We start from the raw sequence: 26,292 nt of genomic DNA, 5'->3' as shown, positions 1-26,292 counted from the left end.
TCAATATTATTTATGCCTATTCTCGCGGATAAAATTGTAATACCCGCTGGTCTCCGCCCAGAAAACAAAAAGGTTCGCCGCGTTCTCGGATATCCTAAGGCGCTTCAGGGCAAAAACATCGTCATTAGCCATCTTCTTTCCGGGGTTGGTAGCTACCGCCGCCTTATACCCGGCATTGACCGCGCATTCCCTGACCCTGGCGTTCAATCTGCCGCAGGGATACGAGAATGTATTCACCGGGCTTGCCAGTTTTTCCTGGAGTATCCTGCGCGAACTTTCAATTTCTTCAAGCAATTTCTGATCGTCTTCCACGCATTCAAGAAAAGGATGCGACAGCGTGTGGCTGCCGAAAGTAACCAAACCGGAATCCTGCATCTCCTTCATCTGGTCCCAGCTAAGCCGGTCAGGCCTTCCCACCTCATTGACTATTATGAATATTGTAGCCGGAAGGTTATATTTCTTCAATATGGGAAAGGCATAGGTGTAATTATCCTTATACCCGTCATCAAAGGTCAAAACCAAGGTCCGGGCAGGGGCTTTTTTTCTGTTTTTGATCAAATCCCCCGCTTCCTCCAGAGAGATCACGTTATACTTATGCGTTTTTAAGAACTCCATTTGCCTGTCAAATGTCTTAACCGAAACAATCAAACGGTTCCCCTCTGGCACGCTCTGGGATATTGAATGGTACATTGCTATGGGCAAAAGGTATTGCTGCCGGATAAACCCCGCGGCTACGATAAAAACCAGCGCGACAATACCTGAAATAACCGCTAATCTTTTTTGTCTACGCATTCCTGGTATATCCTTTCTGTCTCCACAACCATCTTTTCCATTGAAAATCGCTGATTAACGAATATCCTGGCGTTATTGCCCAAGCTGGAAGCCTTGACCGGATCATTAATTAATTCCACTATCGCCGAGCACAATCCAGGGACATCCGCGGGGTTGACCAGCAATCCGTTCTGGCCGTGGGAGACCAGGTTTAATATCCCCCCGACCCTTGAGCCGATAACCGGCTTAGCCCAGGCCATTGCCTCCATCAACCCAAGGCCCAGCCCTTCGTTCAAGGACGGCATCACAAAAACATCCATTACATACAAAACCTGCGGAATATTCTGGGATTTAGCCAGAAAAACAACGCTGTCGGACATCCCCTGTTCGCGAACAAGCCTTTTTAACCCTTTCTCGGTCCTTCCTTCTCCGACTATAAAAAGCTGGGCGTCAGGGACCTTGTTCAACGCCAGTTTCATCGCACGGATAAGGTAGGCCTGGCCCTTTACCTCGGAAAGCCTGGCCACGATCCCCACTACCGGACCGTCCTTTAATCCAAATTCTCTTTTAACGTCTTTGCGGCTCTTGAAATCCTGAAGCTTCAATTTCTCAGTGTCGATGCCGTTATATACAAGCCTAAGGCCTGCCTGGTCATATCCAAAATCATTGATCAGATGGTCGCGCACGGATTCGCTTATAGCTATGGTCGCCATAGCCTTACAGGGAAAAACCTTCCGGGATAACCTGTTCTTGAAAAAACCGTGCCAGGTGGTGATATGCGGCTTACCTGTGCAGCGGCTAAGCCAAGTTCCCAATACCTGAGTAACCCGGGTATTGGAATGCACCACATCTATTCCTTTCTCCTTGACCGCGCGGATCAACCTGAACAGGCTCATTCCCATCTTAAGGACATTCAATTCGGATTTTGTCCGGATAGGTATGGGGACATAAACTATCCCCTGCTCGGTAAAACGGGTCAGGCAGTCGCCGGGGCTTGAGGCAATATATACCTTATGGCCCCTTTCTTTCAATCCGCGGCTGAGGGATAAAAGATAACTGGTGATCCCTCCTACGTTCAGGTGATTATTCAGAAAAAGAATGTTCATTTCAATAACTTAATTACCGCCGCAAACACTTCTTCCGGACTGATCAGCTTCATACACTTGACGCTGCGGCATTTTGGTTTATAACACGGGCTGCAGGCTAGTTCTTTCCTGATCACCAGCGCGTTCCCCGCCGCGGGCATATGCCGGACAGGGTCGGTAGGCCCGAATAAAGCGACGATCGCAGTGCCCTGGCTGGCTGCAATATGCAAAGGCGCGGAATCAGCGGAGATATACACCCCGCAGCGCTTGATCAAACAGGCCAGTTGATTGACCGTCATCTTAGCGCAGGCATTGATAGGTTTGACCTTAGGCATCGCGCTTGATAACTTTTCCGCCGTGGCCAGATCTTCGCTTGTCCCGGTAAAAACCACCCGGATATCCCTGCGGTTCAACTCTTCCGCCAAACGGATTATATGCTGTCCCGGCCAAAGCTTGGTTATCCATCTTTTACTGGCGCTGATATTAATGCCGACCATCTTTTGATTATCGGACAGCCACTGCGACTTCAGGAATTCATCAACATAACTACGATCTGAAGGAGTGGGCCACAATTCCAGGCGGCGGTCCTTTAATTCGATACCCAGCATTTTCAGTATCCTGAACTGATGATCAACGGGCGCCAGATCGACCGCATCATTATCTATGCGGTGATTAAGCAGCCCCCCCCACTTAACATCATAGCCGTAACGCTCCGGGGCCATTGTCAAAAAACTTAAGATATGGCTCTTTCGGTTATTCTGCAGGTCGATGACCGCGTCGAAATCCTTTTTTCTTAACTCTCTGCCCAGTTTAAGGAACCCGAACAGCCCGCTGTCCTTGTTCTTGAAATCGCAGACCAGCAACTCGTCGATGTACGGGCTGCGCAAAAGGATATCCTTGCATTCATTTCCGACAAGAAAACTTATCTTATATTCCCCCACCAGCCTTTCCCGTATCGCCCTCAAGGCGGCCGTCGAGAGGATCACATCGCCCAGCGCGCTGAATTTTATCGCCAGTACCCGAAAATTATCCAAGGCCTCTTTATACACATCAATGGTATTGGAAACCATCAGTTCCAGATTATATTCATCTTTGACTTTCTTGTAGGCATTCTCAGCCATCTCCTGCGCCAGGTCTTTATTCTGCATTATCTTTAGTATTGCCTCGGACATAGCCTGGGGATCGGCAGGCGGAACGATCAAACCGGTCTTTCCGTTCTCAATAATGTCCACAACGCCGCCTACTGCCGTAGCCACTACCGGCACGCCGGCTGCCTGAGCTTCAATGATCACCCTGCCGAAGGCCTCCTGGGTAGTGGTAGCCAGGACCAACAGGTCCAAATGCGAAAGTATCTCCGGGATATTTTTCTGGGTCCCCAGGAATTCCGTGCAATGCCAAAGTCCCAGCCTCTTTACCAGAACCCTGATCTGTTCTTTATAGGCGGCTTTTGACGCCGGGGCGTCCCCGACTATCCATATCTTAAAACGTTCGTTCTCCCGGGCTACCCTGGACATAGCTTTAATAAAAGGCAGATGGCCTTTGATCGGAGTAAGCCGGCCGATTATGCCGACATGGAATTCCCCGGGTTTTCTTCTGTTCGGAGCGCTGTATTTAAACGTATCCAAATCCACGCTGCGCGCTACCAGCCGGATCCTTTCCCGCGGCACGCCGAAATCCTCGATCATATGCCTGGCGATCACGTTGCTGGGAACGATCACCCGCTTTGCCCAACCCATCACATGACTGAATAAATGTTTACTGTAATAGCCATGGCAGGTGGTGATAAAAACAGCCTTTGTCCTGCGGCAGGCGAAATACGCGATCCAGGCAGGCATGCGCGAACGGCCGTGGACTATGTCGATCTCTTCCTTCCGGATTATATCAACCAGCAGAGGAATAAGCTTGACCAGGTTTATTATGGATTTACGGTGCACCGGAAGCTGATAATGCTTCGCACCCAACGCCTCGATATCGCGGACCAGGCTCCCTCCGTTGGAGACCACTACGGCTTTATGCCCAAGCTTGACCAAATGCTTGACCAAATCCACTGTCCCGCGCTCTACCCCGCCGACATTCAATTCCGGAAGTATCTGCAATACGTTCATAATAATTTCCCGACCGCCTCTTCGACCACGGCGTTGTCTTTTATCGTCATGACCTGCGGCTTCCTGCTCCAGACATCATGCATAGCCCCGGACAATTCTTCAGGGGCCTTCAAATAAATATACCCTTTGCTTACAAAATTATCCAGGAACCTGCGGTGCCTCCTCTTTAAACCGTCGGCGCTAAAAACAAAGACGTATTTTCCGCTGCTTACAGCCTCTGAAACCATGGATATGCTTTCTGCGGAAGTCACCACCATCTGGCTTAAGCCCAGGATCCCCCCGATACTGGCAGGATAATTTTTTTGATTGGCAATGATCACGGCCCGAGCACGCTTATAACCTGAAAACTCTTTCCTGACCAGTTCCTCGATCGCTGGAGGGGTCCTGCGGGAAGTGCTGACCAAAACCTGACCGTCTACCTTTTCCAGGAACGCCTTGATCTGGCCGGCACATTCCAGAACCGAGGCTTCGGCCATATGAAAACCCTTGGCATCCCCGCCAAGCAATAACCCGACGCACGGCCTTGCCGGATCCAGGATTATGCCGGCTTGCTCTTTTAACATCCGGGACTCTTCGGCCAGGTAGGCGTCATCAATAAGGTTAAGCGCGCCTTCTATCCTGACCACATTCTTGCGCCGGGGCGGATCATCGTGCTTAGGCAGGACCACCAGGTCGAACTTTTTTATACTTAGAAACGACGGCCGCATTATCGCCAAAGATCTGGCGAGATTGTCTTTGGAAAGGATATAATTCACCCCTGCGGCTGAAGAACCGCAGGAAATAATAATATCAAATTTTCTGCCGGTTATATCCGCATAAGACTGCGGATCTAAAAACGCCTTCAGGCATAAAAGGCAACCCTGGCAGATGTATCTTCCGGCGAGAAGATTACTCAATGCCATAAGATGCCCGGAAAGCCTGTTTTTTGTTTTAACCACTGCGCTGTAAACCCGCGCAGCGGCCCCTGCCCCTTCTAACCTCCTGGCAGTTATCCCTGCTAAGGCCTGCGCCTGGCGCAAATGCCCTGTTTTCCCGTCAGTGAGGATCAATATATCCCTTTGCCGGGAATATTTCCAGGATTTATAGGTCCAGAGATATTCCTGCGGATACTGCCGGATATGTTTTTCAAACACATGCACCAACCCCTGGAGATTATCCCGGATATCCTTTTCCACACTCGCGGATCTCTTAAGCTCGAACTCCCGGTCAACGATAAACTTGATATGCGGCCCTTTTATCCTCACCGGGAATACCGGGATAAGGCTGCAGCCGTATTTCAAGCCCAATCTTACCGCCCCGGAGGCCATAGATGCGTCTTTGCCGAAAAAATCCACCCCGGTCCCGTTCCTTCCTCCCTGGTCAATGGTCATTGCCACCGATTCGTTTGCGCGCAGGACTTGGATCAACTGCCTGGTCTGGTTCTCGCGCTGAATGAACCGGCACCCTTTCTGGCCGCGGTAAAAATTAAGGATCTTCTCCAGGCGCGGCAGTTTCTGTTCGCGGACAAAAAGGTTAAAAGGGATGCTTAAATTCGCGCAGATGATATTGGATAGCTCCCAGCTTCCGGCGTGCATTGCCACAAATATCGCGCCTTTGCCTTTCTTAAATCCGGCTTCGATGTTCTCCAGGCCTTCTATGGTCACATACCTGCGGATATACGCCTTGTCGATCAAGGGGATAAGGAATATTTCAAAGAGGTTTTGCCCGAATGCCTTATAGAACTGTTTGGTCAGCCTGCGGATCCGGCAAGGGGGGAACGCGCCGCAGAAAGCGGTTTTGATATTGGCGTGCGCCACTGCCCGGTGTTTGAAGTCAAATGCGTAGAACACCTCCCCCAGAAGACTGCCCAGGACCAAAACCAGCCGGTACGGCAGGATTCGCAGCAACGGGCCTAAAGTCTTAAGAAGTATAGACCCCAAGCAGTCTATCAAGAAATCCCTGTTCGTTTTCATTGATCCTCAATTTTATTTTTAAGACCAGTATATCCAGAGCGGTCTTGCGCAGATCCATCCCCGCGATCTTTACCGCGTCTTTCTCCGTAATAACCAAAGTGTTTATCCCCTTTTCCCCCGCCTGAGACGCTATTCTTTCCAGGTCATCCTGCGTATACCGGTAATGATCCGGGAAAATAAAAACCAAACCCACCCTGGCCTGCGACTTTTCCAGAAGGCCTTGAAAAGAGCCGGGATTGCCGATAGCGCAGGCGATTGCCACTGTTTTAGATCGCAGGCTTTCAACAGGGATCAAAACATCCTCTTGCTTTATTTTATACAATCCTTCCGGCTGATGTGCGGCCCCTATGATCAACGCGGAAGGATTGATCCGGCTCAACCGATGTTTAAGCCCGGCAGTATCCTTCGCGAGATCGGTATTGGTCAGGATCAATACATCCGCCCGGGAAAGGCTTGAAACAGGTTCGCGCAATATCCCCCTGGGGATAAGCATGCCGTTGCCAAAAGGATTAACCGCGTCAATGGCCGCGATCTCCAGGTCTTTTTTTATCCGCCACTGTTGAAATCCGTCATCCAGGACCACAGTATCGACCTGAAATTCTTTTACAGCCTTATCCGCGCCTTTAAACCTGTCCGGGTTAACCATTACCGGGACATCCGCCAATTTCGCCTGGAGCATATACGGTTCATCGCCCATAGTTTCATAACCGGGCTGTGTCCTCTGGGCAGAGACCTGCGGCCTGGCATATCCGCGGGTCAACACCGCTACTTTGCGCCCTTTTTCCCTAAGATACCGGCAGATAAATTCAACTATGACGGTTTTGCCTGTTCCTCCCAGCGTAATATTGCCTACGCTGAGAACCTTGCAACCCGGTTTTCTGCCGGAGATAATGGAAATAAACCGAATGAAAAAGACTATTAGGCCGTATAAAAGAGAAAAAAAGAATAATACCGGCTTGATTATAGCCGCAATCCCGCCTTTAGCCTTATCCGTGGCCAGATCATAAAGGTACTTTTCGCACATTTTATTCATCCTAAGTATCGATATTCCCTATACTTTTAATCCTCTATTATACCGCCGATAACAAAAAAACCCAAGCATTTTTGCTTGGGTCGTATTGCTGATCTTACGCAGTTATCCCAAATACACTTTGATGACATTCTCCTTATCTGACAACAGGCTTTTTTTGACCAGGTATCCGCTTGGGCCGCAGAAAATATCCTTATCCGACAGCAAAACCCTGCTAACGGCTAAAGGACGGTCCACTTTAACGGTCTTGATATAAACAACCTTGACTTTCTTTCCCCAAAGGCTGAAACAGGCCTGTATATCCTTCCCGAAGAAATTCCCGCTTACCAGCTTAGGATCGATAAGGATATCGCCTAAAATGAACTTTATCCCTAAAAGCTCCTCGGTAATCGTGTACATATACCAGCTTGCCGATCCGGTAAGATAAAGATACAACCCTTTGCCCTGGCCGTTGAAGTATTCCGGCAGCACCGGAGGGATCCCGGCTTTTTCATTCAAGGCCATCTTATAAATAGAATCCAGGACAGTAAAACCTTCCCGGGTAAATCCGCGTTTATATAAGGCGTTAGCCAGCATAACGTTCATATGGCTGAAGAACGCGCCATTTTCTTTGTCCCCGTAACTGAAACCAAAAGCCCGGCCCAAATCCATATAACAAGAACCGAAGTCCGTGTTCAGGCGGAATCCTTTAAGCTTCTTATCCCGCAAATTACGATTGACCGACAACCAGGTTTTTTTGATCTGTCCGTTATCAGCCACTCCGCTCATTATGGCGAACACCTGGGAAGCCAGCATCATCCTAAGCCCCGATGGCTTTTTGCCTTCTACCCTGCGGCCTTTATTATCATAATAACCGTTAAAAAACCCCTCGGCCAGCCACTCCTTTTTGCTCAACCAGGATGATAAATGTCCGGACTTTTTACTGAGATCGGCTATAAGGTCATCTATGCTTATTTCCACCTTTTCGCCGCTTATACTCTTGATCCGTCCCAGATATTCAGCCAGCCTTTTCTGCTTTTGCCGAAAATCGTCGTAAGCTACAGGCCGGCATATGCTGTCCAAAAGCAACGCCAGATCTTTTAAGATAAATACGCTTTTCTTCTTCTTTTTTAACGCCTCCAGAAAAACGCAAAGGCTTTTAAGGTTATAATAATACATAGAGCTGAAAACCACGCTCTCGCCCTTATCCGGGGCCATATCCAGCCCGTCATTCCAATCCGCGTTCTCCAGCCGGATGATATTATGACTGCCCACGTTAAAGAACTGGACCAGGTTCTGGATAAGCAGGTGCTCCAGGACAGTCCCCCGGTAAACGCGGTTATTCCCGCAACGCTGAACAAAGTCGTTTTGATCGAACCTGGTATCGATCTCTTTGCCCCGGCTGAGATGGTGATCGCGGAAATAAGCCTGGTCTTTTAACAAAAAATCCAGATCTCCCGACTTATCGATATAAAACCTGGTGGTCAGATACGGCCATACCCCGTGATCCATCCACACCCGGCTTATCCGGTTGCGGTCGGCGATAAAATCGCCGCTACCGGTGATTATGGTGGCGTTGGATCCGTCAAGCCTTACCCCCCGAAAACTGTTCAGGATGATCTCTTTTGCCTTTTCCGGTTCGGTCAATAGAAGGCTTAACCCGTCCTGCCAGAGATCCCGCCATCCCCTGCCGCCCTTACCGTAATCAAAATGCGGAAGAAACGAACAACCGAAGAGCTTTCGAAGGTTAGGCTGCAGCTTGACCCAGGACAACCAGTTATTCAGGTGATCATTACGGAAATCAAAACGCAACCCCGCCAGATAATCCTGCCAATATTGACAAGTTTGTTTAAACGCCTTATTTACCTTATTAGCGGCGTTAAGTTTACGCCAATACCGGCTGATATCCGCAGCGCTGCGGCTTATCCCCATGATCAGAAAATATTCCGCGGCCTGGCCGGGAGCTAATCTTTTCTTCGCAAAACGAAAAGCGGCACAGGCCTCTTTCCCGTCTAAATTGCCGGTCTTGCCTTCAACCGGCAAAACTTTTTTTTCTATAGCGTCGGGGCTCAGTATATCCCCCTCGCCGAAAAAATATTCCATAGTCGGGAATTGGCCGCGGAAAGGCCGCCCTTTTCCTTCATAGCCCAGGACGAAATACTTCGTATAGTTGCGCCTGTGGCCTTTTTCATCAAAGATCATAGTAGGCTCAAGGACGATCCCGCGTTTCTCCAGGGTCAGCCGGTTCAAAAGCGAGCTTACATGCCGGTGGTCGCGCAGATTCTTTTCCGATCGGCCGTAAAGGGGGATAAAAGAAGTGGGGATTATTTCCCGGGCAAATTTAGAGGTATTCCGGATAGTTATCCGCATCACTTCAACAGGCGCGTCATGAGGAATAAAATTAAGCGCCTCAACCGTAAATTTACCGGTTTTCTTGATGACCTTGTGATAAAGCATCCCTGCCTCAAGAGTATCATCATATGGCCGGGACAGCCTGATGACCTCATTACCCGAACGTACAAAAAATTCCCGGCGGCACAAAAGATTATTCTTAAGGTCCAGCGCGCTTGCCGGAGGCGTCAGAAAATGTTCGTTATCCTGTTTGATGTCTCCGGAAAGATCCGGGCTTATGGAACTCAATAACCTGCCTTTGGCATCGGTAAGCGGGAAATACAGATTATACCTGTGCGGGTCTTTGATCGCGAATGCGGCTTTATCGTCTATGAATCTATAGATCATTTCGTCAATTACGAGCCCCGCCACTCCCGGGAGGAGAGGCGGGGCAGGATTAGATCAATTAAAATAAAGATATTACTTTTTGGTTTTTAGCTTTTCCACCAGATCATTGATTGTCTTACGGGCGAGATCCTGGCAGCCGAAACCTAAAGCCAGGGCAAAAGCCAACCCCAGAGAGCCCAATACAATGCTGATCATCAATTCAATGATCCCGGCGCCGATATTCAACTCTTCCAGAGCGATCATCACCGCGAATATCGCGATTACGACCTCAACGGCCTTGGCTAAAAGCCTCGAATGGGACAACCCGGCGTTAGAGGCGGCTGTCAGGATGATATTCTTGAACAAGGTGGCCAGGAACATCCCCAGGACCAGGATGAATATCGCTGCGATGATATTCGGGATGTAAAGGACCAGCCGGTTCAAAAGATCGGTAGCAATGGTCAGGCCTATGGAATTCACCGCGATCACAAAAGTAACTAAGAGCCCGAGCCAGTAAAATATCACTCCGACAAGCTCGGAAAAGCCGTAGTTTATCCCGCCCTTGGCCAACAGGCTTTTTAATTCTATGCGCTCAGATAAAACATCGAGCCTTAATGACCGCAAAAGCTTCACCAACAGTTTTTTAATAACCAGCGAGATAATCCAGCCTACGATGAGTATCCCCAAAACCATAAAAATATTTCCCAAGAATTGCTTTAGTTGCCCGACAATGGTCTTGACCGGCTCCACAAAAACCAACTGCCAATTGCCCATACCGCACCTCCTTAAGTAGAGACTTAACACCAACCTGTCCAATTAGGTTGGGTGTAACTACCCTGCAATTTACTGTGGAAATGCTTCATTTGTTATACATATCACACAATCAAAGGTATGTCAAGGCAAAGAAATAGCCCGGATATCCGCGTTTAACCGCTTTTTTTATTTTTCTCTTCCAGCAGCCTTTTTACCAGGTCGTCTATTTCCACTTGGCTCAATTTCCGGCTGTCGGAAGCAGGATCGGGCTTATCCAAATGCTTAGCCTCCTCCAAAACAGAGATATCGGCTTTATCCCCGGGCTTTATCCTGCGGCATATGGCCATAGAGGCCAGGGTTTTTCCGACAATGACCACCGGGCTTTCCACCACGATATTGTTCAAAACATTGCCGGCTTCGGGCATTAAAAAAGCGTAGAGACGTCCGCTGGCCGGACAAAATGCCAGATCCCCGGTATTCACCCCGGTTGTCGCGTTTCCGCAGGATCCCGTTGGGCCAAGCTCGCAATAAATCCCTGGATCGACCATAAAAACCGCGCAGGACAACGGCAGTTTCTTTATTAGCTCCTGCACAAACGGGATATTCCCCAATTCCGCCTGAAAATCCAACCCATTTAACTTAAATATTATCTTGATCTTATTCCCCCGCAATGCCTTAGTTTATAGTAACGGTTATTTCGGGATTCCCCTTTAAGGTATTCCCGATCGGACAGTTCTTTATGAATTCCAAAAGCGCGGCTTTACGCCTTTCTTCCACCTGGCTGCCTTTAAGATCCAGCAAAACCCGGATCTCTTTTAGGCAGATCGGCGCGTCCCTGGTGAATTCCCCTTCCAGGGTTATCGAAAGATCATTTATCCCTAAGTTCGCGCTCTCAATATACCGGCGGCAGAAAAACCCCATGCAGCTGCCCAGGCTTGCCAAAAGCGCGTCTGCAGGGGAAACACCGCTGCCCATAGGATCAATAACAAACTCATTGCCCCTGGCCTGAACTTTAAACAGGTAATCTCCGGAATTCTTCACCTCTACTTTATACATTCCAGGCCTCCTAGAATTTTTCCCAGTGGATAACCTCTTCCAGACCCCTTTTCTGGACGGGGTTGTTCTCTTCGCCGGGAAGAAGATAACCGATCGCAACCATACTCACCAGTTTAAAAGAGCCCGGCGCAGAAAACAAGGAATTTATCCGGTCGCAATAAGCCTTTTTATCCGCCGCCACCCAGCATGCGCCTAACCCCAAAGCGGCTGCAGCCAAAAGTATATTCTCGGTAGCTGCGCATCCGTCTTCTAGATAATACTTGGTATCGGCGCAAAACACCAAAATACAAGCCCCGGCATTGGCAATGAACTTGCCGTGGTCGGTTATCGCGGCGATATCCTTCAAAATGGCCTTGCCGGTAACTACCACAAATTCCCAGGGCTGCACATTTCTGGCAGTAGGCGCAAGCCTCGCCGCATCTACTATATCCTCCAATACGCTTTTTGCAATTGGTTTTTCCTGGAAGGCCCTTGCACTGCGCCTTTTCTTGAACAGATCGATCCCGCTCATATTAATCTTTCCTGGGCAGAGGGACCACCCCGGCCATTTCTCCGATCACATTGATCAATTCGGTCTTAGCAGGGATGACTATTTTAGCGTTATTCGCCAAGGATTTCTCTACTGTCTCAAGGCGCCGTAACAACTGGGCGTTGCCTACAAAATACTGGTTTGCCGCCTCATTGACCAGCTTTATTGCCTGGGCCTCGCCTTCGGCTTCCAGTATCTTGGCCTGCCTTATGCCTTCGGCCTTTTTTATCTCCGAACGCCTTTGCCCGTCGGCCATGGTCTCGGTAGCCGTGGCGAAATCTATCGCCGAGATCTTCTCGTTCTCCGCTTTAACGACCTTGTTCATCGTCTCCTGGACATCCTTGGGCGGATCGATCTCTTTAAGCTCTGTCCTGACTATCTCGATGCCCCAATTGGCGGTTTCTTTCTTCATAGTCTTCTGCAACTCTTCGTTTATCTTTCCCCTTTCGCTGTTAGCCGATTTCAAAGTCAGGGTCCCGATTATATTCCTCAGAGTGGTCCGGGCGAGATTGACGATCTGATACTGGTAGTTATTTACGTTATACTGGGAACTTTTTACGCTCTCTTCATCCGGCTTGACCTTGAAATACACCTGGGCGTCCACCCGGGCGTTCAAATTATCGTTGGTGATGATCTCCTGCGGCTCGGCGTCAACCATTACTTCCGTGACATTAACCTGATACATAGTATCTATCACCGGGATGATCCAGGTAAAACCCGGATGGGCAAAATAACAATATTTACCCATTCTTTCCACCAGGCCTCTATGCGTAGGCCTGACTATCCTGATCCCGCTCAAAAAAACAAAGACTCCCAATACTAAAAGAAAATATCCCCAGTTCCCCATTCTTCCCTCCTATTTTTATGCAGACATTGTACCTAACAAATTGATATATATCAATTTGCAATTAAATGCTTTATTCGTTATTTTACTACCAAAACATTCGCTGTTCAAGTCTGAATCAACTACCGGCGTTTTAATTTATTATTTTTATACACGATCAATGAAAAATGTATAATCACGAAAACAACAGTACTGACCCCGACGAATTCATGCACTTTAAAGTTCAAGCCGGTCAATCCCAGGAAAGCGGTCAGAACCAGAAAGGACGCGGCAATCTTGCCGGATAAGATTATCCGTTCATACAAAGTCATTTTGCCCTCCTTTTATTCTTCACACGGCACGCCCGGGAAATTATACCGGGGATCTCCTCCAATTCCCCGGCGATCACGTCAGCAGCTTTAAGGTATTGGATAGGCAGGCTGGTAGTCAAGGCTATGCAAAACATACCCGCGTTTTTAGCTGATCGAACCCCTAACGGCGCATTTTCAACAACCGCGCAATCAGCCGGGCTCAATTTCAAGGCCCGGCAAGCCCGAAGGTACGGTTCAGGATGGGGCTTGCCGTGTTTAACCTGATCTCCGGCTACCACAACATCGAATAATCCTAAAAGCGCAGGCGCGAGGATCTTCCGGATCTCTTTTTCCGGGGTACCGGTAACCAATCCCAGCATAAACCCCCGCGCTTTAAGACAAGCCAGGAATTCTTTAACCCCTTTAAAAATAAACCTGCGGAAATATTTTTTGAATATCTTCTGCCGGCGGTAAAAGATCCCCCGCATAACCTTCTTAGTAGGCCTGATCCCGCGGCCGGCCAGGAGCTCTTTCAGGCTCTTCTCCCAACGCTCTCCTTCCCGGGAATAAACATCAAAGCAACTCACCCGTATGCCTAACGGCAGAAGCGCCTCATACCAGGAGATAAAATGATACGGCATAGAATCCACGATAACCCCATCCATATCAAAGATCACTGCCCGAAAATCGCGGTTAGCCCTTTTCATTATTATTGTGGATTAAACTTCGCTATCCAAAGGAAGATTCCTCTCCACGAACTCCAGTATCTTTTCCTGGATCTTCGGATCAAGGTTGCAGAATTCCAGCCCCAGCCCCGGATATATCTGCGGCTGGATCTTTTTTTCCACCAGCCAAACCACTTTAGCGCGCAGCTCCAGATCATATACTATCGGCTTAAGGGACAGCCTGACATCCAGGATATCCCCCAAAGGATAAACCTTATCGCTGAAGACCAGCATCCCTATCGCGCTTATATTCAACAGTTTTACCGTGTGGAATTCCTTATCCTGCTTGGACCTCAACCCCATTTCTATATCCAGGGGCAGCCTCTTGAACCTCCTGCGCAGTTTAGCATTTTGTATCTGGGACATTTCCCGGTCCTGGACAAAGCTCGCCAGCGCGGAATTCTCATCGGGGAATATCTCAAGAACCTTGTCCAGATAAACCAACTCGATCGTTTTTCTTATATGCACCGGGACATTACACAACCGCATCACCGCCTGATGGTTGACCGTATTCTTAAAAGCCAGGGCTAATGCCGAAAGCCCGGCATAATCCATCACATCGATCCCGTCCAAAGTGCAAAGGATATCCTGGTATCCGCTTTCCAGGCACCAGGCGACTTTTTCCACCAAATTGGATGAATCAATATCCAGGGTGCCGGAAAGATCCAGCACTGCCGCGTTGTTCACCTTCCGGAAACAGATCTCCAGCATATTCTATGCCTTTCCCGATCTTTCAAGCGCCTGTTTGATCAGATCCTTATTACGCATGGTCGCGCCCTGATTCCCCAGGATGAATTTCTTTGCCCTGGCCCCCAATTCGCTTCTTAGATGATCATTGGATAAAAGGTCGCTGACCCGTTCCATCAACTGCTTTTTGTCGGATACCATTATCCCCGCGCCGGCATCCAGGAACGACTTGGTTATATCCCGGAAATTGAACATATGACAGCCGAACACTATCGGCTTCCCCAAAGAAGCAGGCTCAAGGATATTATGCCCGCCTTTATTCACCAGGCTGCCGCCGACGAATACCACATCCGCGATAGCGTAGAAATACATCAACTGCCCGATAGTATCCAGAATAAACACCCCCCGTTCGGCCCGGACGGCCGCCGGAACAGCCGATCCCGCGTTTGCCTTTGCCGATAAACAAGATACCTTGACCGGCTTAAAACCATTGGCTACGGCGAGTTGTTCAACCTCCCGCGCCCTTTCAGGATGCCGCGGCGCGATCAGGAATTTCAGCGAAGGATTTTTCTCTAAAAGCTTTTTATAGATCTCCAGCAATATCTCTTCTTCTCCCGGATGCGTGCTCGCGCAGACCCACAGCTTGTCTTTGGGCCCTAATCCCAATCCCAGGCGGTAATCGGTATAATCTTTTTTTAATTCCGTGTAATCCCTGATCCTAAGGTCAAACTTCATATTCCCGGTGACCTTTATCCGTTCTCCCATCATCCCCAGGCAGATAAGCCTTTGCCTGTCGGTTTCGGTCTGCACGCAAAACACACTGATCCTGTTCAAAAGCGGCTTGAGTAAAAATCTCATCCGCCTATATCCTTTAAATGACCTATCGGATATGCGGCCGTTAACTACGATAACGGGGATATTTTTCTTGGAAAGATAACGGATAAGATTAGGCCATATCTCGGTCTCGGCGATCACGAATACAGCCGGGTCAGCCCGGTCGATCACCCGTTTTACAATAAGGCTGAAGTCAAGAGGAAGATACACCGCTTTGTCGTTAGGCCCGGAGGCTATCTCACGGGCTATCTTGTTGCCGGTAGCCGTGACCGTGGAAACGACAAAATCCTTACCCGGAAAATCCATCCGCAGGCTGTCCGCTAATTGCTTCATCGATACCGCCTCGCCCACGCTAACCGCGTGCAGCCAGACAGGGGCCTTCGGATGAAAATCCGGCGGCAATATCCCCAAACGCATAGCAAACCCCGGATGCATTTTCTTTTTGAGCAGGAACATCGGCAGGTATATCAGAGCGAACAAACAGAATATCAGGTCGTAAATAATGAACATAGGGTTCCTATTCTCCTTACATAGGCACAGGCAAGGATCTTTCTATGCCTTTACCTCTGCCGATGTTGAACTTAAATGCCTTACGCCCTAGGGTGCGCTTTATCGTAAACGCTCTTAAGCCTGTCTGTAGTTAAATGGGTGTATATCTGCGTGGTGGCCAGATTGGCGTGCCCCAAAAGCTCCTGCACGGTACGCAGATCAGCCCCGCGGTTCAGAAGATGCGTGGCGAAAGAATGCCGCAGCGTATGGGGACAAGCCCCCTGTTTGGCCCCTGAGATGCGCAGGTACTTGCCGACGATATTCCTTACCCCGCGATCGGTTATTCTTTTGCCGTTCTTATTCAGAAACAAGGCCTGCGTTTCTTTCTTTTTTTTACCCACGTATACCCGGACGGCTTCAATTGCCTTATCCCCTATCGGAACGATCCTTTCTTTCTTCCCTTTGCCGCGCACTTTAATGACCCCTCCGATAAAGTCAATGTCGTCAACATTTATCCCGACCAGTTCGCTTATACGCAGGCCGGAACTGTAAAAAGTCTCCAGGATCGCGCGGTCGCGCGAACCGGAGAGGTCTTTGGGGATGCTGGATTCGATCAAATTAGAGACTTCATCTTCAGTCAGGAATTTAGGCAGGTGTTGCTCTATCTTCGGGCTGGACAGGCTCAATATGGGGTTCGCTTTGAGATATCCTTCCCGGATAAGAAATTTAAAAAATGAGCGCAAGGCTGAAAGATGCCTGGCCATTGACTTCGCTCCCAGGCTCTTCTCTTTAAGATTGGCCAGGTATTTCCTTAAGAACAGGTAATCGACATTTTCTATGGCGGCCTGACCCAGAAATGCGCGAAACCCTTCCAGGTCTATCCGGTAATTCAAAAGCGTATGCCTGGAGTAATTCTTTTCAATCTCCATATAACGCATGAATTTATCGATATACCTCTCCATAAGCTATTCTTTTTCCTCCGGGAGCTCCTTGGCGATAAATGTGCATTTGGGATAATTGGTGCAGCCGTAGAAAAAACCCCTTTTGGACCTGCGCTGGACCAGTTCCCCGCCGCATTCGGGTTGAGGGCATTTCACGCCCGAGGTGATTGATTTAGCGTTCTTACATGCCGGGAAATCCGAACAACTCAGGAACTTCCCCTTCCTGCCCCATTTAATGATCATCGGCTTGCCGCATTTATCGCAGATCTCGTCGGTGGTCACCACTTCCTTCTTGATGTTATCCTGGGCGAAATCAAAGCTGGCCTTGAACGGGGTATAAAAATCCAGCAGGACCTTTCCCCTGGCGATCTTGCCTTCTTCCACGTCGTCCAGCTCGCCTTCCATATACGCGGTGAATTTCACATCCATTATCTCAGGGAAATACTGAATAAGCATGTCGCAGACCTTAAACCCCAGCTCAGTGGGATGCAGATATCCCCGCATCCGGTGCACATATCCGCGCAATATAAGAGTGGAGATGATCGGCGCGTAAGTTGACGGCCGGCCTATGCCCTCCTCTTCCATTATCTTTACCAGGGAACTGTCGGAGAATCTCGCGGGAGGTTTGGTGAAATGCTGGGAAGGCTCTAATTTCAAAAGGGCCAGGATCTCGTCTTTCTCCAAGGATGGAATATTGTTCTTCTCCTGGTCCTGGCCGTTCTTATTATACAACACGGAGAAACCGTCAAAAACAGAAGCGCTGCCGGAGGCGTTAAAAATAAATTTGCCATTCTCGATCGCCACGGAAGTAGCCATATACCGGGCAGGAGACATCTGGCTGGCGACAAACCTGTTATAAATAAGCTCGTATAATTCATACTGTTCGGCGTTGAGGTAATTTTTTAAACTCTCCGGCTTACGGTCGATCAAGGTGGGGCGGATCGCTTCATGGGCCTCTTGGGCGAATTTTTTGGTCTTATACACCGGCGGGCTGTCCGGAAGATAATCCCTGCCGAAAGAACCGGCGATAAGCGAACGCACCTGCGCTATCGCCTCCTTGGCCACATTGGTGGAATCCGTACGCATATAGGTGATCAGACCGACAGGCGCTTCTTCGCCTATGTCGATACCTTCGTAAAGCTGCTGGGCCAGGATCATTGTCCTGGTGGCGTTGAACTTTAATTTATTGAAACCTTCCTGCTGCAGCGTGCTGGTAATAAAGGGCGGGTCGGCGTAACGTTTCTTCTCTGTAGTCTTGATCTCTTTTACCGTAAAACTGCCGGTATTTATCAGGCCGGCCAGTTCTTCAGCCTGCTCCTTATTGTTTATCTGGGCCTTCTGCCCTTCTATCTTATCCAGCTTGGCGGTGAAGACGGCACTTGAACCTTTCTTGCTCAATTCCGCCTCGATCTCCCAGTATTCCTTAGGGATGAATTCCTTGATCTGCTTTTCCCTCTCGACGATCAGCCTCAAGGCAACGGATTGCACGCGGCCCGCGCTTAAGCCGCGGGCGATCTTCTTCCATAACAACGGGCTCAAGAAATACCCCACAATCCGGTCAAGGATCCTGCGGGAGACCTGGGCCTGGACCATATTATGGTCGAACGGCCGGGGATGATCAAAAGCGTTCTTTACCGCTGCGGGAGTGATCTCGTGGAAATTCACCCTGTACACTTCTTTCCCCTTGAACAGCTTGTCCTGCAGATGCCATCCGATAGCTTCGCCTTCGCGGTCAGGGTCTGTGGCTATATAAACCACATCAGACTGTCCGCCTTCTTTCTTCAGCTGAGTTACCAGTTTCTTCCGACCGAAAATAACCACATAAGAAGGCTCAAAATCTTTTTCTATATCCACCCCCAGCTCTTTCTTAGGCAGGTCGATAAGGTGCCCCATAGAGGAAACCACCTCATAACCTTTGCCCAGTATCCTGCTGATGGTCTTGGCTTTAGTCGGCGATTCCACGATAACCAGTTTTTTACTTGCCATGATCTCTCCGTATGAATTGTTTGCCCGGAAGTTGTTTAATCATTTTTCGCAACTCCAGATTCAAAAGCGCGGGTGATAATTCCGGGATCCCCAGATTTGTCCTTTCCAGGATATCATCCAGAGACACCGGCTGAATTGATATTATATTATACAATAGCGTTTCTGCGCAAGATAAAGCGCAAACCCCGTCAAGGACTTCCGGGGCAGCCTCTCCGGCATTAACAGCGGAATTCTTTACGGGTTGACCGACGCAGCCTAAAGACAGTTTCAACTCGTCCGCAATATCCTCAGCCGAACAAACCAGCTGCGCCCCCTGTCTGATCAAACCGTTCGTCCCGAATGAATTCAAAGAATCCACCTTTCCGGGCAAAGCAAAAACATCCCGCCCCTGCTCCAAAGCAAAATCCGCGGTTATAAGCGCGCCGCTGTTCCGGGCAGCCTCAACCACCAGTACCCCCAGCGCCAATCCGCTGATAATCCGGTTGCGCCGGGGAAAGTTCTGCCTGGCAGGGCTGGTAGCAACAGGGAATTCCGAGATAACCGCGCCGTTTTGGGCTATTTCTTCGGCCAATCCCCTGTTCTCCGCGGGATAAATATGACCGAACCCGCTGCCCATCACCGCGATCGTCCTTCCGCCTGCTTTTATCGCCGCCTTATGGCTGCCGGTATCAATACCCCGGGCCAGGCCGGATACTACAGTGAAACCCAAACCTGCCAGATCGCGGCTGAACCTTTCCGCCGCCTCTAAACCGTATATAGACGCCTGGCGCGAACCGACAATAGAAACCGCGTAATTATCTTCCCGGAGCAAACTTCCTTTCACGTAAATAACTATAGGCGGATCAAAAATATTTTTCAGGTTTTCCGGGTAATCCGGATCTTCCTGAATAAGAATAGTAAGCCCATTCTTACCGGCGGCGGATATTTCCCGCCCGATATCTTTATCCGTCAGGGCTTTTATCTTTTCTGCGATGCCATCGCCTATACCCGGAACCGCGCATAAAGATCCCCTATTAGCGGCCAGTATCTCCCGCGGGCTGCCGAAAACAGCCAACAGCCTTTTAAGGCGGGCGCTGCCCATTTCCGGGACAAGGTTCAATCCGATCAACGCCTCATAATCGTTCATTTTTTATCTGCGATCGCGGACAGTATCTTTTTCGCTATTTCGTCTATCGGGACCTGCGTAGTATCGATAATGATATCTGCGCGGTCATAATAAGGAGCGCGGACTTTAAGGAGATATTCGACTTTTTCTTTAGGGTCAGGCACATTCAATAAGGGACGGTGGACGCGGCCGCGGGTCCTGCGGATGATCTCATCCACTGAAGCGCTAAGGCAGACCATTACGCCGGTGGATCTCATCACATCTATATTCCCCTGATCCAGGACGATCCCTCCTCCGCAGGAAACCACACAATCGCTCTTTCGGGAAATCCCGGACAGCGCGTCTTTTTCCAATTCTCGGAAATAAACCTCACCGGACTTGGCGAATATTTCGGGGACGCTTTTATGCTGAGAGTCTTCTATCAGATCATCCAGGTCAATAAACCGCCATCCCTTTATTTCAGCCAGCTCGCGGCCCACAGCGGTCTTTCCCGTTCCCATAAACCCCACTAGATAAATATTCCCCATATCTGTCTCACGATTTTAAACACAGGCAAAGGTAGAGGTATAGGTAAAGATAATAACTGAAGTTTTTCTATACCTTTCCCTCTTCCTATACCTATGTCATTTTCTACAGAGTCTCAACGCTGGTACGCATCCAGGACTACCTGGCTTATTTTCTGCCGGGCATCCTTGGTCGCCGGAAAACATGTTTCATACCATTTACCGTCTTTAGCCTTGTCCTGCGGCATAGCCAGGAACAAGCCGTTCTTGCCTTCAAGGACCTTCAAACCCTTGACGATAAAATCGCCGATAGAGACGTCAACAAAGGCCTTTACCTTTGATTCGTTCTCCAGGCGGTATAACCGGACCACCTGAACTTCCGCGCAATCACCCATAACGATCACCCCCTCTCGCTTATAATAGACGAGAGAAAGGCGATTTTCTAACAGGATATTTGCCTATTTCTTGCGGGCTATTCTTTTCAGGTAAGCTGAATAGCTTTGTTTTATGTCGCTGATACTGTCCCCGCCGAATTTTTCCAGAAAAACCTCGGCCAGGGCATAGGCGCAAACAGCCTCCGCCACCACTGCCGCGGATTCGACCGCGCATATATCGGAGCGCTCGGTTGCCGCTTTACCGGAATTACCGGTGTTTATATTCACTGAATCCAACGGATTCATCAAAGTAGATATGGGTTTCATGCAAGCTGACAAAATTATGTCCCCGCCGTTGGAAATCCCGCCTTCTATGCCTCCGGCATTGTTGCTCTTCCGGAAAAATCCCTTGTTTTTTGAATAATATATGGCGTCATGAACCTCTGAGCCGAATTTATCCGCGTAACCGAATCCCAGACCGATCTCAACCCCCTTGATCCCCGGGATCCCCATTATGCCCATAGCCAGCCTTGAGTCCAACCTGCGGTCAGGCTGGACATAACTTCCCAACCCCACAGGCACACCGCAGGCCTTGACCTTAAAGATCCCGCCCAGGGTATCCTTGCGCCTGATCGCCTCTTTGATCTTATTTACTTTAGCCTGATGAGTTGTCTCGCCGCCGATGGATAAAACGCTGCTTCCCAGTTCTATGCCGAACTCCCGCAAGAATATCTTGGCGATAGCGCCTACCCCTACGGTAGCTGCGGTAGACCTGGCTGAAGCCCGCTCCAGGACCTGGCGTATATCGCTGAAACCGTATTTTAACAAACCCGCCAGGTCGGCGTGGCCAGGCCTGGGATAAATTACTTTATGCAGTTTCTCTATGCTGAAGTCCTTATTCTCAATTACGATACTTATAGGACTGCCCAGGGTAATATTATTCTTTAATCCGGAAAGGGACTTGACCGTATCCTTCTCGATCCGCATCCTCTTGCCCCGGCCAAAGCCCATTTGCCGGCGCTTAAGCTGGCTGTTCACGAAATCCAGGTCTATCTTTAGCCCCGCGGGCAGGCCTTCAAGTATGGCTACCAGCGACCGGCCGTGCGATTCTCCTGCAGTAAGACATCTCAACATAATAAAACCTCCTCAAATTTGAGTTGCGGTAGCAGCGAAAATTTGACCCCGAGGCCACAGCCATACTGAAAAACCGAATGATGGCCGAGGGGTCTATTCCCAGACATTACTATAAAAAAACCTGCCTGCCGACAGACAGTGAGCGATCTTGAGCGACGCAAGTTATAGCTCCGAAGGAATTTCGGAACGCCTGCGAATTAACCCCTGGAGTTGCGGGCAGATTTACCGGCGTTTACGCTGATAAATCTGCGCGGCGCCTTACTCCGGGGGTAATTTACTCTTTCCACAAACCCCGGTTATTTTCCCTGGCTTCCCGATACAGCTGTTTAAATATATCCACATGCCTTACGTTAGGCGGATAAGTCATCAAAGAGGCATATCCCTGTTTTATTATTTCCGCGTTCACAAAAGTCCCGTCACCCAAATAAACATACGCCAGAATACGGTCATATCTATCGAGCCTTTCCACATCGAATTCCAGGCGCACCCGCTTGCCCTCAATCAGGCCTTTAGTGAAATCGGACGATCTTCTGCCCATAGCCTGAATGGCCTTCTTGTCCTGCCCGCTTCTCTGGCTATCCCTGTCCAGTTTCGCCGACTCGTGCATCTCCGGGGTATCGATCCCTATCAACCTGACCCGCTTTCCGTTCTCCAGTTTAAGCGTGTCCCCGTCGATAACCCGGGTTACCAGGATATCCTCATAATTGTATGTCCTGCCCCAAGGCAGCGAAAATTCGCCTGTTGCGGATATCCCCGCATTGGAAGGATCACAACCGTAAAAGAAAGGGATAACCGTAAAAAAAGCGACCAATAAAACCAAAACCGGTATTGTGCGGATATCCATCGTTATTCTAAACATATTTCGTGATATACCCGGACAGCACAGCGATGTCTTCGGTGCTAAAAAGACCGCTGATACCGCGGTCAAAAAGAAGATTAGCCTCGGCGCTGAACTCCTCATCCGCTTTCCAGACCAAAACCATCACCGGCACGCCGCTGAATGCCTCTATGACAATACCGGCGTCAGCGCCAACCGCTTTTTTGCCGCTAAGCCTGTCCAGATTCGAATACAAACCAACCGGGTCATCACCGTATTTACGGATTATCGGGTCTATCGCCCTTTTACGAAAAGCGGGGTAATACGCCTCACCGCCGGATAATTCCTTAAAAGAGATCCATTCGTTTGCCAAAGGCTTAAGCCCTTTTAATTCGCGTATCGCGTAATGCAGGATCAAGACCGCGGTAAAATCCTTCGCCGCAGCTTGCGATGGCAGGAACGAGACCATTCGGGCGGAAAAATCGACTGAATAAACATCCGAAAAGAACTTGACCTGCCTGGCCCCGCCCCCAGATAAACCTGCTAATTCTTCCCAAGCCTTATTGATAGCGACGGCGTAACCCATGTTTTTATTCTACTCTTTTTAGTTGGAGAAATCAACAGTTTTAGGTTATAATGAACACATGATTTACGACCGTTTTCAACAAGAAGCTATCAATTTCATAAATGAAGGCCATTCGGTGATCGTATCCGCCCCCACGGGCGCGGGCAAGACCGTTATCGCCGAGCATGTCATCAGAAGCTGCCTGGAGAAAAGGGTCGGGGTGATATATACCGCGCCGATCAAAGCCCTTTCTAACCAGAAATTCCGCGATTTCCAGGGACAGTTCAACCAGGATATCGGGATACTTACCGGCGACGTCTCCCTGAACGCGGACGCGCCGGTATTGATAATGACCACCGAGATCTTCCGCAACAAGGTGCTGGATGAACCGGAAAGCCTTAAAAAATACTCCTGGATCATCTATGACGAAATCCATTACCTGGATAATTACGAACGGGGCACGGTTTGGGAGGAATCCTTGATATTCCTCCCCAAACATATGCGCCTGCTCGGGCTGTCAGCCACCATCCCCAACATAAAACAGTTGGCTGACTGGATCCAGTCCATACATCAGAAACCGGTAAAGATAGTCGTCGAAGATAACCGGCCTGTGCCTTTGCATTTTCTCTACCAATATGCCAATCAAATAACCGACAGGGTCACCCGGCCGCAAAGGTTCGCTTATGCCAAATCCAATAAATTGTCGAACCTGACTAATCACCTGCGCAATACAGAAGGCCTACCCTGCATATACTTCGTATTCGGGCGCAGGCGCGCTGAAGATCTGGCCTTTGACCTCTCCGCCGATAATTTCCTTAATTCCAGGGAACAGGCGCAGATCGTTAGGATGTATGAGGATCTGTGCGAGCGTTTCGACCTGAAGCACGAAACAAGCGCCACCCGCATGCTCCCTCTGATCCGCCGAGGCATAGCCTTTCACCACGCCGGGATGCTTCCCACTCTTAAAGAGGTAGTGGAAAGGCTCTTCACCAGCAAACTGCTTAAAGTGATATTCACCACCGAAACCTTTGCCCTGGGGATAAATATGCCCAGCCGCTCGGTCATATTCGACGACCTGAAAAAATTCTACGGCAGGTACATCCGGGTGTTGAAGACGCGGGATTTTTACCAGATGGCCGGGCGGGCGGGAAGGCGCGGAATGGACAAGGAAGGTTTTGTTTATTGCCGGGTAAACCCCAACAGGATAAGCCCGGAAGACGTCAAAAAAGTGATCTACAACAAGCCCGAGCCGGTAAACAGCCAGTTGAACACATCATACGCCACCATATTGAACCTTTACCAGAAATATAAAGAAGAGCTTTTCAGCACATATACGCTGTCTTTCCATTATTTCCAGAGCCGGAAAAACCAGCGGCAGCAGGCGTTGAAATTAATGGAGGCGAAACTCAATCTTCTCAAAAATATGGGTTATATCAAGAACGGCGAATTGACCCAAAAAGGCAAATTCGCCCGGACGGTCTACGGCTACGAGTTGCTCCTATCAGAGCTTTATGAACAGGGAGTATTTGAACAACTGGATGAATTCGGGTTAGGGATAATCGCAGCGGCCATGGTTTTTGAACCGCGCAAGAACCAGGAAATACTGAGCATGTCCAAGAACGCCCGCAGGATCAGGACCGGATCCGAGCAGATCTACGCCGAGATCAGGGAAAAGGAAACCGCGTTCAGGATATTCCCGCAGTGCAAACTCCCCTACTTCCACCTCTCTCAAGCCATGGAATACTGGCTGCGCGGCACCGAATTCGCCAATATCCTGCAGTTTACCGATACCGATGAAGGAGAGATAATCCGTTATTTCCGGATGGCGATCCAGATCTTAAGGGAAATACAGGATAATCCGGTTTCTTCGGCTTTGTTAAAAGCAAGGATCAAAGAGACTATCCGCGTGATCAACCGCGGCATAGTGGATGCGGAAAAACAACTGCGCGAGAGTTAACCCTTCTTAAGACTGCAGAAATATTCTTTTAGTATGTTGCGGTGGTCAAAAGCGAAATCCAGGCTTTCCAGGTCCTGCGGAGTTATCAACTTGATCCCCGCCGCGTCATCGCCGGCTTCAGGCGTGCCTTTGCCTTTCGCGGTAAAAACCGTGCAGACGGTGTGAAAACGCGGGTCGCGTCCGGGATCGGAATAAGTGTGGAACTGTTTCAGATCTAACAGATCAAGGCTGGTCTCTTCTTTCATCTCCCGCCTTACCGCTTCTTCCAGGCTTTCCCCGTAATCCACGAAGCCTCCGGGCAAAGCCCAGCCAAAAGGAGGATTGCTCCGTTTAATAACGACTACCCCTCCCTCAACAGAGATGATCGCGTCAACGGTCAGGAACGGAGATTTCAGCTTGTTGGATATATAATCCAAATACCCCAGCGCATTAGCCTCAAACGCAGCCAAGGCCTTTTCGTCATATAAACAAAAGATTATTTCCTCAAGTCCGCAAGCATCCTCGTTCAAATGCCTGAAAACCTCCTGGGCCATTATCTTGGCGGCAGCGGCAAGCGGAAACCTGCCCACCCCACAGCCCAAAGCCGGAAAAACTATTGATCTTATCTTCAATTCCTCAGCTACCCTCAAAGAATCCTTACAAGACTTACGGATCTTATTCTCGTCGGTCTTAAAATCCATCCCCATTGTAGCCGCGTGGATCACATATTTACAAGGCAATCCGCCTGCGAATGTATATATCGCCGTGCCGACCTGTATCGGGCCTTTTTTTATCGCCTCATCCTCGATACATTGCCCGCCTTTTCTTTTTATCGCTCCAGCCAAGCCACCACCCATTTCCAGAAGATTATTCGCCGCGTTGACTATAGCGTCAACCTTAAAACCGGTAATATCCCCTTTTACTATTTTTATCTCGGTATTATTTATCTTCATTTTGTTGATTATTCCCCGATTATCTTGACCAACACCCGCTTCCTGCGCCGGCCGTCGAATTCCGCGTAGAAGATCTGTTCCCAGGGTCCAAAGTCAAGCTTCCCTTTAGTGACCGCCACTACTACCTCCCT

At 49.4% G+C, this 26,292-nt stretch carries 26 protein-coding genes and 1 pseudogene; 1 reads left to right on the top strand and 26 read right to left on the bottom strand.

Features of this window, described 5'->3' with window-relative positions:
• Nucleotides 1–6: 6 nt before the first annotated feature.
• The 23 genes from M0R35_04375 to M0R35_04265 form a co-directional block, all read right to left on the bottom strand.
• On the bottom strand, nt 7–792 hold the full coding sequence (locus M0R35_04375) for a polysaccharide deacetylase family protein (protein ID MCK9594893.1): 786 nt from the start codon (nt 790–792) through the stop codon (nt 7–9).
• Nucleotides 771–1,877: a glycosyltransferase family 4 protein gene (locus M0R35_04370; protein MCK9594892.1), complete on the bottom strand. Its 1,107-nt coding sequence runs from the start codon at nt 1,875–1,877 to the stop codon at nt 771–773. The genes M0R35_04375 and M0R35_04370 overlap by 22 nt, the downstream gene beginning before the upstream one ends.
• A complete protein-coding gene (gene pelF, locus M0R35_04365; protein ID MCK9594891.1) occupies nt 1,874–3,961 on the bottom strand; it encodes a GT4 family glycosyltransferase PelF in 2,088 nt (695 codons plus the stop codon). Before pelF ends, M0R35_04370 begins: the two co-directional genes overlap by 4 nt.
• Nucleotides 3,958–5,913, bottom strand: coding sequence for a mitochondrial fission ELM1 family protein (locus M0R35_04360; protein MCK9594890.1), 1,956 nt, complete (start codon nt 5,911–5,913; stop codon nt 3,958–3,960). Before M0R35_04360 ends, pelF begins: the two co-directional genes overlap by 4 nt.
• Complete coding sequence (gene lpxK / locus M0R35_04355; GenBank protein MCK9594889.1) at nt 5,861–6,937, bottom strand: tetraacyldisaccharide 4'-kinase; 1,077 nt, start codon at nt 6,935–6,937, stop codon at nt 5,861–5,863. Before lpxK ends, M0R35_04360 begins: the two co-directional genes overlap by 53 nt.
• Before the next feature lie 111 nt (nt 6,938–7,048).
• Nucleotides 7,049–9,661 carry a cellobiose phosphorylase gene (locus tag M0R35_04350; protein ID MCK9594888.1) on the bottom strand — a complete coding sequence of 871 codons (2,613 nt, stop codon included), beginning with the start codon at nt 9,659–9,661 and terminating at the stop codon, nt 7,049–7,051.
• A 72-nt stretch (nt 9,662–9,733) separates the two neighbouring features.
• Nucleotides 9,734–10,414, bottom strand: coding sequence for a hypothetical protein (locus tag M0R35_04345; protein MCK9594887.1), 681 nt, complete (start codon nt 10,412–10,414; stop codon nt 9,734–9,736).
• 152 nt (nt 10,415–10,566) lie between these two features.
• Entirely contained in the window at nt 10,567–11,064 is a 498-nt protein-coding gene (locus tag M0R35_04340) for a hypothetical protein (protein MCK9594886.1), read from the bottom strand.
• A gap of 4 nt (nt 11,065–11,068) precedes the next feature.
• Complete coding sequence (locus M0R35_04335; GenBank protein MCK9594885.1) at nt 11,069–11,449, bottom strand: OsmC family protein; 381 nt, start codon at nt 11,447–11,449, stop codon at nt 11,069–11,071.
• A 10-nt stretch (nt 11,450–11,459) separates the two neighbouring features.
• Nucleotides 11,460–11,960: a nitroreductase family protein gene (locus M0R35_04330; GenBank protein ID MCK9594884.1), complete on the bottom strand. Its 501-nt coding sequence runs from the start codon at nt 11,958–11,960 to the stop codon at nt 11,460–11,462.
• A gap of 1 nt (nt 11,961) precedes the next feature.
• The gene (locus M0R35_04325; GenBank protein ID MCK9594883.1) at nt 11,962–12,825 is read right to left on the bottom strand and encodes an SPFH/Band 7/PHB domain protein; all 864 of its coding nucleotides are present in this window, start codon (nt 12,823–12,825) and stop codon (nt 11,962–11,964) included.
• A 119-nt stretch (nt 12,826–12,944) separates the two neighbouring features.
• Nucleotides 12,945–13,133, bottom strand: coding sequence for a hypothetical protein (locus M0R35_04320; protein ID MCK9594882.1), 189 nt, complete (start codon nt 13,131–13,133; stop codon nt 12,945–12,947).
• A complete protein-coding gene (locus M0R35_04315) occupies nt 13,130–13,819 on the bottom strand; it encodes an HAD family phosphatase (GenBank protein ID MCK9594881.1) in 690 nt (229 codons plus the stop codon). Before M0R35_04315 ends, M0R35_04320 begins: the two co-directional genes overlap by 4 nt.
• A gap of 12 nt (nt 13,820–13,831) precedes the next feature.
• Nucleotides 13,832–14,548: a PilZ domain-containing protein gene (locus tag M0R35_04310; protein ID MCK9594880.1), complete on the bottom strand. Its 717-nt coding sequence runs from the start codon at nt 14,546–14,548 to the stop codon at nt 13,832–13,834.
• A 3-nt stretch (nt 14,549–14,551) separates the two neighbouring features.
• Entirely contained in the window at nt 14,552–15,868 is a 1,317-nt protein-coding gene (locus M0R35_04305; GenBank protein ID MCK9594879.1) for a 3-deoxy-D-manno-octulosonic acid transferase, read from the bottom strand.
• An 80-nt stretch (nt 15,869–15,948) separates the two neighbouring features.
• Entirely contained in the window at nt 15,949–16,776 is an 828-nt protein-coding gene (gene xerC / locus M0R35_04300; protein ID MCK9594878.1) for a tyrosine recombinase XerC, read from the bottom strand.
• Nucleotides 16,777–16,812: 36 nt separating this feature from the next.
• A complete protein-coding gene (gene topA / locus M0R35_04295) occupies nt 16,813–18,774 on the bottom strand; it encodes a type I DNA topoisomerase (protein MCK9594877.1) in 1,962 nt (653 codons plus the stop codon).
• A complete protein-coding gene (gene dprA, locus M0R35_04290; GenBank protein ID MCK9594876.1) occupies nt 18,764–19,900 on the bottom strand; it encodes a DNA-processing protein DprA in 1,137 nt (378 codons plus the stop codon). Before dprA ends, topA begins: the two co-directional genes overlap by 11 nt.
• Nucleotides 19,897–20,406, bottom strand: a complete 510-nt coding sequence (locus tag M0R35_04285) for a shikimate kinase (protein MCK9594875.1) — start codon at nt 20,404–20,406, stop codon at nt 19,897–19,899. The genes dprA and M0R35_04285 overlap by 4 nt, the downstream gene beginning before the upstream one ends.
• 113 nt (nt 20,407–20,519) lie before the next feature.
• The gene (locus M0R35_04280; protein ID MCK9594874.1) at nt 20,520–20,777 is read right to left on the bottom strand and encodes a SpoVG family protein; all 258 of its coding nucleotides are present in this window, start codon (nt 20,775–20,777) and stop codon (nt 20,520–20,522) included.
• Between the two features lie 63 nt (nt 20,778–20,840).
• The gene (locus M0R35_04275; protein ID MCK9594873.1) at nt 20,841–21,887 is read right to left on the bottom strand and encodes a chorismate synthase; all 1,047 of its coding nucleotides are present in this window, start codon (nt 21,885–21,887) and stop codon (nt 20,841–20,843) included.
• Between the two features lie 277 nt (nt 21,888–22,164).
• Nucleotides 22,165–22,749: a thermonuclease family protein gene (locus M0R35_04270; GenBank protein ID MCK9594872.1), complete on the bottom strand. Its 585-nt coding sequence runs from the start codon at nt 22,747–22,749 to the stop codon at nt 22,165–22,167.
• Nucleotides 22,742–23,293: a DUF3786 domain-containing protein gene (locus M0R35_04265; protein ID MCK9594871.1), complete on the bottom strand. Its 552-nt coding sequence runs from the start codon at nt 23,291–23,293 to the stop codon at nt 22,742–22,744. The genes M0R35_04270 and M0R35_04265 overlap by 8 nt, the downstream gene beginning before the upstream one ends.
• Nucleotides 23,294–23,351: 58 nt before the next feature.
• On the opposite strand from M0R35_04265, the gene M0R35_04260 reads away from it, so the two are divergent.
• Nucleotides 23,352–25,229, top strand: a complete 1,878-nt coding sequence (locus M0R35_04260) for a DEAD/DEAH box helicase (GenBank protein MCK9594870.1) — start codon at nt 23,352–23,354, stop codon at nt 25,227–25,229.
• Here M0R35_04260 and M0R35_04255 read toward each other — a convergent pair.
• The 3 genes and pseudogenes from M0R35_04255 to M0R35_04245 all read right to left on the bottom strand — a co-directional run.
• The gene (locus M0R35_04255) at nt 25,226–25,654 is read right to left on the bottom strand and encodes an NUDIX hydrolase (GenBank protein ID MCK9594869.1); all 429 of its coding nucleotides are present in this window, start codon (nt 25,652–25,654) and stop codon (nt 25,226–25,228) included. The two genes, M0R35_04260 and M0R35_04255, sit on opposite strands and share 4 nt — an antisense overlap.
• A gap of 165 nt (nt 25,655–25,819) precedes the next feature.
• Nucleotides 25,820–26,065: pseudogene (locus tag M0R35_04250) on the bottom strand (macro domain-containing protein).
• A 104-nt stretch (nt 26,066–26,169) separates the two neighbouring features.
• The coding region (locus tag M0R35_04245) for a YjbQ family protein (protein ID MCK9594868.1) at nt 26,170–26,292 on the bottom strand (123 nt) is incomplete at its 5' end.

The sequence above is a fragment of the Candidatus Omnitrophota bacterium genome (genome assembly GCA_023227985.1).
Classification (GTDB): Bacteria; Omnitrophota; Gorgyraeia; order Gygaellales; family Profunditerraquicolaceae; genus JALOCB01.
Note: the sequence above shows the minus strand (reverse complement) of the source record. Positions and strands in the feature narration are given on the sequence as shown.